The organism is Pseudomonas sp. G5001 (genome assembly GCF_013385475.1).
Classification (GTDB): domain Bacteria; phylum Pseudomonadota; class Gammaproteobacteria; order Pseudomonadales; family Pseudomonadaceae; genus Aquipseudomonas.
This window is the reverse complement of sequence record NZ_JACAPZ010000059.1, coordinates 1-925: the sequence shown is the minus strand read 5'-3', so window position 1 is coordinate 925 and position 925 is coordinate 1. Positions and strand designations below refer to the sequence as shown.

The following is a 925-nucleotide window of genomic DNA, read 5'->3' as shown; positions in this document are numbered from 1 at the left end:
CAAGCAGCTTCTGGCTTATCCCCCCTAAAGCCCCACCCAAAACCGCCGATAACCTCCTACCATCAATCAACCCCCGCTCCCCTACACCCGATTCGCTCCCCGCATGCTCGTATGGCACGTCGCATGCTTGCCTCACCCCGGCCCGTCCACATGGAGTACGAGTGAATGCCTGCCCAAGCCCGTTTCATCGAGCACTACCTCAAAGCCGACCGCATCATGCTCGCCCTGATCTGGCTGATGACCCTCTTCTCCCTCGGCCTGGCGTTCTGGCACGACACGCTGCTTCAAGCGCTCTTCATAGGCGGCGGCACCAGCGTGGTGCTGACCCTGGCCTATCGCGTCATCGGCGGCACGCGCCTGATGCGTTGCGCCCTTGGCGTCGGCCTGATGGTCATGGCGGCGTTGCACATCAACCAGGCCCAGGGTGTCATCGAATCGCACTTCGGTATCTTCGCGCTGCTGGCGGTGCTGACGTTCTACCGCGACTGGCTGCCTATCCTGGTGGCCGCTGTCACCATCGCGGTACACCACGTGGTGTTTCATGCCTTGCAGCACCAGGGTTTCCCGGTGTTTGTGATGGAGCATCACGGCGGCTGGAGCATGATTTTCGTCCACGCGTTCTACGTGGTGATGGAGACGGTCGCCCTGCTCTACCTCGCGGTGCACAGCCAGACAGAAGCGGTAGAAAGCCAGGAAATGCTCGAAAAAATGCTCGCCGTCACCACGCAGTTCAGCGGTGAGGCCGTCAAGGGCAGTCCGGAAAAAGTGCATGTCTCCCTTGCCACCCGTTTCGATCACTTTCTGACCCAGATCACCGGCCTGATCGACGGCGTCGCCCGTGACTCCCACGGCCTCGGCCAACTCGGCCAGGAGCTGGCTCACGCCAGCGGCACCCTGGAAAAAGGCGCGCGCCACCAACTGGCGG

1 pseudogene is annotated in these 925 nt (G+C 62.2%); it reads left to right on the top strand.

The annotated features are described in order from the left end of the window. Positions 1–165: 165 nt before the first annotated feature. Positions 166–925: pseudogene (locus tag HX805_RS31545) on the top strand (methyl-accepting chemotaxis protein); the annotation flags it as partial.